The sequence below is a fragment of the Candidatus Desulfatibia sp. genome, assembly GCF_036446775.1.
Taxonomy (GTDB): Bacteria; Desulfobacterota; Desulfobacteria; order Desulfobacterales; family UBA11574; genus Desulfatibia_A.
Genome location: NZ_JAZFTO010000306.1, coordinates 1 through 7,270, shown reverse-complemented (window position 1 = coordinate 7,270; position 7,270 = coordinate 1). Strand labels below are relative to the sequence as shown.

Annotated in this window: 7 protein-coding genes; 4 read left to right on the top strand and 3 right to left on the bottom strand. The window is 46.6% G+C overall.

Annotated features, from left to right (window positions below; genetic code table 11):
* Positions 1–261 (bottom strand): response regulator transcription factor (locus tag V3S16_RS14340; protein ID WP_413886109.1); only part of this gene is annotated, 261 nt, incomplete at its 3' end.
* Between the two features lie 181 nt (positions 262–442).
* Between V3S16_RS14340 and V3S16_RS14335 the strand changes: the two genes are divergently transcribed.
* Together V3S16_RS14335 and V3S16_RS14330 are read left to right on the top strand one after the other, a co-directional pair.
* Positions 443–1,357: a peptidase MA family metallohydrolase gene (locus V3S16_RS14335; protein ID WP_413886107.1), complete on the top strand. Its 915-nt coding sequence runs from the start codon at positions 443–445 to the stop codon at positions 1,355–1,357.
* A 325-nt stretch (positions 1,358–1,682) separates the two neighbouring features.
* Positions 1,683–3,293 carry a fumarate hydratase gene (locus V3S16_RS14330; RefSeq protein WP_413886105.1) on the top strand — a complete coding sequence of 537 codons (1,611 nt, stop codon included), beginning with the start codon at positions 1,683–1,685 and terminating at the stop codon, positions 3,291–3,293.
* A gap of 108 nt (positions 3,294–3,401) precedes the next feature.
* Here V3S16_RS14330 and V3S16_RS14325 read toward each other — a convergent pair whose 3' ends face one another.
* Complete coding sequence (locus tag V3S16_RS14325) at positions 3,402–3,806, bottom strand: secondary thiamine-phosphate synthase enzyme YjbQ (RefSeq protein WP_413886103.1); 405 nt, start codon at positions 3,804–3,806, stop codon at positions 3,402–3,404.
* 83 nt (positions 3,807–3,889) lie between these two features.
* Positions 3,890–4,207, bottom strand: coding sequence for a TusE/DsrC/DsvC family sulfur relay protein (locus V3S16_RS14320; protein ID WP_413886101.1), 318 nt, complete (start codon positions 4,205–4,207; stop codon positions 3,890–3,892).
* 275 nt (positions 4,208–4,482) lie between these two features.
* On the opposite strand from V3S16_RS14320, the gene miaA reads away from it, so the two are divergent.
* A complete protein-coding gene (gene miaA, locus V3S16_RS14315; RefSeq protein ID WP_413886099.1) occupies positions 4,483–5,403 on the top strand; it encodes a tRNA (adenosine(37)-N6)-dimethylallyltransferase MiaA in 921 nt (306 codons plus the stop codon).
* A gap of 86 nt (positions 5,404–5,489) precedes the next feature.
* A complete protein-coding gene (locus V3S16_RS14310; protein WP_413886097.1) occupies positions 5,490–7,130 on the top strand; it encodes an NAD+ synthase in 1,641 nt (546 codons plus the stop codon).
* The last annotated feature ends 140 nt before the right edge of the window (positions 7,131–7,270 follow it).

The following is a 7,270-nucleotide window of genomic DNA, read 5'->3' as shown; positions in this document are numbered from 1 at the left end:
GTCAATATGGCCGGTTAAAGCATAGATAACGGCAACCGAATTTTGCTTGCGAACTTCCTCGCAAAGCTCCATGCCGTTTTTTCCCGGAAGGCTGAGGTCGAAAAACATAACCATAATGCTTTCTTGCCTCAAAATTTCTATAGCTTTTTCTGCATTTTTAGCCACACTAACCACATAACCGGCTTTACTGAAAGCGTTCTCCAGCATACGCAGAATGGCTTCGTCATCTTCCACAAACAATATTTTTTTCTCGTTCTTCATCTTATCTTATTAATTCCACATGATATAACTTTTTGCAAGGCCTTTAATTGCATTATTTGACTCTTACGACGTTAAACGCTAAATACATCCTCAGGTTTTGTGACAGCCAGACTCACACCAAATATAGTATATATCAAGCCTGGCGACAGATCCAAGCAACCGCCGCGGAATCAGGTCTAAAATGTACACAAACATTTTTAAAGCAATACGGCCGATATTCTTTATCACACTCTTCGTGCTCCTTGCTTGCAGCGCTGAGGCCGGAGAGCTTCAATCCCTTCAGACCGGAGATGTGGAAGTGTTCTTTGATGCTTCCCTTAAGCCGGCTGCCAAGGAGGTCTTGCATCTTTATCCAATAGTCAGGGAGGATATAGAGTCTCTGTTTGCCTGGCAACTGCACTCGAAACCATCCGTTCTGCTCATTAAAACCAGAAAAGACTTTCTTAAAATGGCCGGCGATTCCCTGGTGGTAGCGTTTGCGGTTCCGCAAAAAAACCTGATTGTTATCGACCATTCTAAAATGATCAAACACCCTTTCAGCCTCGCAACTACTCTGAAACACGAACTTGCTCATCTTTTGCTGCATCAATATATCAGAGCAGATAATTTTCCCCGATGGCTGGATGAGGGTCTCAGTCAATGGGCAAGTGACGGGATCGGCGAGGTTATTAGGGACCCTAAAAGCTCCCTTTTAAACCGGGCGGCATTCTCACGCAAATTTATCCGACTGCGAGAATTAGAACAAGACTTCCCTCCTGACAAAAGCGCCCGGCTATTGGCCTATGAGGAAAGTAAAAGCTTTGTAACTTATCTCGCCGCTCGATTCGGCCGGGAAATAATCTTTAAGGTTTTGAATCAGATGGTAACCGGGCTATCAGCCGAAGCCGCTATACAAAAAGCCTCTTTGATCCCTTTTGAAACACTTGAAAAAGAATGGCAACATTCCTTAAGAAAAAAAACAACCTGGTTTGCGTTGCTAAGCTATTATCTATACGAAATTCTATTTACCCTAATGGCCTTTATAACTGTCTATGCATTCATAAGACGACGCATTAAGAAAAAGGCCTATTGGGATGATGAACCCGAAAATGCCTAGAAGCTAGTTGCAAACCCCATCTTGTGGGCGAGGCTGGGCTGTGGTAAAAGACAGGGTAACACTTAATACAGACCTTTATATACTGTGGGATTGAAAAAAAATTGGACACTCGGTCGGGCTTGGTTGGGAGGTTCAGGGTTCAGCGTTCAGCGTTCAGGCCTCCGGCTCGTAGAGGCACGATCCTACGCCTCGGAGAGGTTAATCGCTTCGCACTTTTTCCTATACCATTGAGTCCATAGGGGTAATTAAATGAGGAATTAACCTATGAACCTTTGAACATTGAACCTTTGAACCCAACTCTTTGATTAGAAATGGAGATCCCCAAATGGTAGAATTTGCGTATCAAGATATGTTTCTTTTGGGTGAAGATACTGCGGAATATCGGCTGTTGACCAAAGAGCATGTTTCCGCAGGAATGTTTGAAAATGTTCCGATACTTAAAATCGCTCCCGAGGGACTGACATTGCTGGCCGAACAGGCCTTTAAAGATGTATCCCATCTGATGAGATCCTCGCATCTTGCGTTGCTGGCCAAGATACTGGATGATCCGGAAAGCTCCGATAACGACCGCTATGTAGCTCTTGAAATGCTTAAAAATGCGGTGATTTCTGCAGAAGGCGTATTTCCCATGTGCCAGGACACCGGCACCGCTATTGTCATCGGCAAAAAGGGACAGCAGGTATGGACCGGCTATTGCGACGCGGAAGCGCTTTCAAAAGGTGTTTTCAATGCCTACACCAAAGGCAACCTAAGGTATTCCCAAAACGCCCCCCTGACAATGTTTGAAGAAAAAAATACCGGATGCAATCTTCCGGCCCAGATCGACCTGTATGCAACTAAAGGGGATGCCTACCATTTTCTCTTGATGGCCAAAGGCGGCGGATCAGCCAATCAGACCTTTATTTACCAGGCGACCAAAGCAACGCTAATGCCTGAAAAACTTGTCGCGTTTATGCAAAACAAGATGAAGTCCCTGGGAACGGCGGCCTGCCCGCCCTATCATCTGGCGTTTGTGGTCGGCGGCACTTCCGTTGAAATGAATTTAAAAACCGTCAAACTGGCCACGACCGGATATCTTGACCATCTGCCTGTCAAAGGCAACGAACTGGGGCAGGCTTTCAGAGATACCGAACTTGAAGATGAACTCCTAAAGATTTCTCGTAACCTGGGCATCGGGGCCCAGTTCGGTGGAAAATATTTCTGCCATGACGTCCGGGTCATCCGCCTTCCCAGACACGGCGCATCATGTCCCATCGGCCTGGGTGTCGGCTGCAGCGCCGATCGCAATATCAAGGCCAAAATAACACGTGCAGGCATTTTCCTCGAAAAGCTGGAAAAAGATCCTGCTAAATATTTGCCGCAGACCCAATTGCCGGAGGAAGAGGCTGTGCGCATCGATTTAAATCAGCCCATGGATGACATCCGGTCCATGTTGAGCAAACACCCGGTAGCAACCCGGCTGCTTTTGACCGGCAATATCGTAGTCGCCAGGGATATCGCCCATGCCAAATTGCAAGAGCGCCTCGATCAAGGCCAGGAGCTCCCCCAATATTTTAAAGATCACATTATATGTTATGCCGGTCCGGCCAAAGTCCCGCCAGGATATCCTTGCGGATCAATCGGCCCCACCACCGCCGGCCGCATGGACCCCTATGTGCCGGTTTTTCAAGCCCGAGGAGGCTCCCTGGTCATGCTGGCCAAAGGGAACCGCTCCAACACGGTTACCCAAGCGTGCCAAAAATACGGCGGTTTTTATCTGGGCTCTATCGGAGGACCCGCCGCCCGCTTGGGCAAAGAGTGTATTACAAAGATTGAAACCATTGAATACCCTGAACTGGGCATGGAAGCCATCTTTATGATCACGGTCAAAGACTTTCCCGCCTTTATCGTTGTCGACGACAAAGGGAACGATTTTTTTGCGGATTATCCGGAGTAGCTCAAAAAAATTGGGGGAAAGGGGACGTTTTGCAAAGGTCTCGTATCGTCTGGTCCCGGTGAAGGTTGCATAGGCATAATTATATCAACAGCCGGTTTGTTCGCAAATTCAAGCATCCGCGAGGCTGCTCATAATTTTAATATGCACTTTTCTGGTGCGCGGCCCGTCAAATTCACAGAAAAAGATGCCCTGCCAAGTACCCAGCACCAGCCGGTCATGCTCTATGGCAATCAATTCTGAAGAACCGACAATCGTTGCTTTTACATGAGCCGGTGAATTCCCCTCAAGATGGCGATATCCGGCCTCCCAGGGAACGATCTGGTTCAAAACCATTAAGATGTCGTCTTTGACGCTGGGGTCTGCGCTTTCATTAATGGTAATCGCTGCGGTTGTGTGCGGAACATAAAGCATACAAAGCCCGCTGCCGCCAGAGGCAGACCTTACCTTATCCTGAACCCTTGATGTAATATCAATGAGTTCTGTTCTGTCTTTGGAATTAACTGTAATAATCATCAAGCCTCTCCAATATAAAAAGGCCCTGTTTAAGGTGCAGAGCCTTTTTAAAAAAGAATTAAACCGATTTCAGCACTTCTTGGTTAGACACATCCTGTAGGTTTGGGAAGACCAGCCATTTTACATGCTCCCTTTCCGGGTCCTGACGGGAACAGTTCGTAAATATGTTTTAGTTTAAAACCGGTAACTTTCGAAAGAATCCGGACCATAGGAGCAATTCCGTTTTTCTTGTAATAGTCCTGAAGCACATTTACTACTTTCCAATGCTCCTCGGTAAGCTCACCGATACCTTCAGCCTCTTTGACCAGCTGTACCCATTCTTCGTTCCAGTTGTCAAAGCTGTCGATAAAGCCGTCTTCATCTACGTTAAACGTCTTTCCCCCATATTCAACAGTTGGCATTTATATAACCTCCTTTAAAATTAATTAATCTTATAGCCTCCAGCCTATTATCTTTTTTGCTATTTTTATTTTTTAATAATTTTGAGTTCCTATCTGATTGATGCCTCAATGTCAATACGAAAAATGCAAAAATTTAACCCCCAATCTAACGATCTTTGCGTGTTAACGGAAAACAATTTGATAATTAACAGAATAGATTGTATTTTTAATAAGTGATAAGCCTCGGCTTTGATGATCTCGTAAAAAGTCACGAATTTAATTATAGAAAATAGTTTATGAAACCTAATGTTATTGTCATTTGCGGTCCAACGGCTTTAGGAAAAACCGCGACGGCAATCGAACTAGCCGAAATTTTCAACGGCGAGATTGTCGGGGCCGATTCAATGCAGATATATCGATACATGAACATCGGTACAGCCAAGCCGTCTCCACAGGAACTGGCTCGTGTACGGCACCATCTGATCGATATCGCTGATCCGGACCAGCACTTTGACGCCAAACAATATGCCAAGACGGCCCATGAAAAGATTATGGAACTTGTATCGCAGGCTACCGTCCCTTTTGTTGTCGGCGGAACAGGGCTCTATATCAAAGCGCTTGTTCACGGTCTGTTTAGGGCCGAATCGGCAAATGATGATATACGCACGCGCTTGAAAAAAGAAGCACAAAGCCGCGGTACCGATTTTCTCTACGAACGCTTGAGTCGTTGCGATCCTGATGCTGCTGCCAGAATAAAACCCCTCGACAGCTACAGGATTGTTAGAGCCCTGGAAATATATCAATTAACCGGCAAAACGATCTCGGCATATCATCACGAACACAGGTTTCAAGATGAGCCCTTCCGGGTTTTGAAAATCGGCCTTAACATTGACCGGGAGCTGCTTTATGACCGCATCAACCAGAGGGTTGATGCGATGATAGCGACCGGACTTGTTGATGAGGTTAAAGCACTCCTTGGCCGGGGATATGCGCCGGACCTCAAATCGATGCGGTCGCTTGGCTACCGGCATATGGTTGATTTTATTAAAGAACGGTTGTCTTGGCACGAGGCCGTGCGCACTTTGAAACGGGATACCAGAAGATATGCAAAACGCCAGCTCACGTGGTTTAAAGCTGACTCCGACATTGCATGGTATACGCCCGGGCAATTAAGTGATATCAGCCGGTCAATTAAAAAATTCTTGCACCGGCCATAGGTATGCGCCTAAAAAGTAAATGCTACCTTAATGACTTGCGATCGGGCATTATCGCTCAATTGAGGTAGCAGAAAAGAGTTTTTATCATGAGAATAGCCCTTGCACAGTTCAATCCGATTATCGGCGATTTTAACCGCAACTTTGCTAAAATACAACATTTTGCCGCAAAAGCTATCGAATTGTCATGCGACCTGGTTGTTTTTTCCGAGCTCGCAATTACCGGGTACCCGCCGCGGGACCTGCTGGAACGCAACGATTTTGTAGCGGCCAATCTTGCCTGCTTGCAACAGCTTATGACAGCGGTTCGAGGTATCGGAGTCATCTGCGGCTTTGTTGAAAAGAATTCTACCGGCAAAGGCAAGAATCTTTACAACGCGGCGGTACTGTTCGAAGACGGCCAAATACATCATAAGGTTTATAAAAGGCTTCTGCCGACATACGACATATTTGATGAACGACGTTATTTTGAGCCCGGCCCGGAAAGTACGGTATATACATATAAAGGCCATTGTATCGGATTGACGATTTGTGAGGATGCCTGGAACGACGAAGATATTTTCAAAGAAAGAATCTACCCTGTCGACCCTGTTGCCCGGCTGATCCGGTCCGGCGCAGACTTGGTGATCAACATTGCTGCCTCGCCTTATTATTTAGGGCATCAGCAATTTCGCTTCAATATGTTCAAGTCCTTGGCCGCTAAATATAACGTTCCGTTTTTGTATGCCAACCAGGTCGGCGGCAATGACAGTGTTCTCTTCGATGGAATGAGCACTGCCTTTAATAAAAACGGAAAGTTGGCCGCCAGGGCCCGTGATTTCGCAGAAGATCTTGTGGTTTTTGATTCGCAAGCTTCCAAACCATCCCCGGACAACCTTCGTCCGGTTGCAGGTTCTGACACCGAATCCCTGCTGAGAGCCCTGGTCATGGGGACCCGCGATTATGTCACAAAGTGCGGGTTTTCAAAAGTTGTGGTGGGGCTAAGCGGCGGGATAGATTCTGCTCTGACTGCCGCTATTGCCGTGATGGCCCTGGGACAAGCAAACGTTGCAGCCGCATTTATGCCGTCTTTGTACACATCTCAAGAAAACTATGCAGATACTGCCAAGCTTTCTGAAAACCTGGGTATTGAGTATCTTAAGATACCCATAGACAGTATGTTCAAAGAGTTTTTAAGGTTTATCTCACCGGATTTCAAGCAGAGCGACGTAGGCATTACCGAGCAGAACATACAGGCAAGAATCAGAGGCATTATCCTTATGGCCCTGTCCAATAAACACCGGTCTCTGGTGCTTTCTACGGGCAATAAGTCTGAACTGGCCGTCGGCTATTGCACCCTTTACGGCGATATGACCGGAGGGCTGGCCGTAATTTCAGACGTCCCCAAAACAACGGTTTATGATCTTGCCCGTTACATCAATCAAGAAAAAGAATGCATACCGCAAAGAATCATCGACAAGGCACCTTCGGCTGAACTCAAACCGGATCAAACCGACCAGGATGATCTGCCGCCATATGAGATCCTGGATGCAATCTTAAAAGGATATATCGAAGACCTTAAAGGTGTCCATGAACTGGTTGAAATGGGCTTCAAGCAAAGCACTGTGGAAGAAGTTATCTTAAAAGTTGACCGCAACGAACATAAAAGGCACCAGGCCGCACCCGGTTTGAAGGTGACATCCAAAGCTTTCGGTTACGGCCGAAGGTATCCCCTGGCACGGCGATATTAGGTTGTAAATTTGCTCTGCCAAGAATCGCGAGCATCCATAGTTGCTTGAATCAAAGCGATTGTTTCCGTCTTTTTAAGGGACCACATGGGGGCCACCAGCTCTTGTTGATGAGGGTCCCCGGTCAGGCGCTGAACAACCAT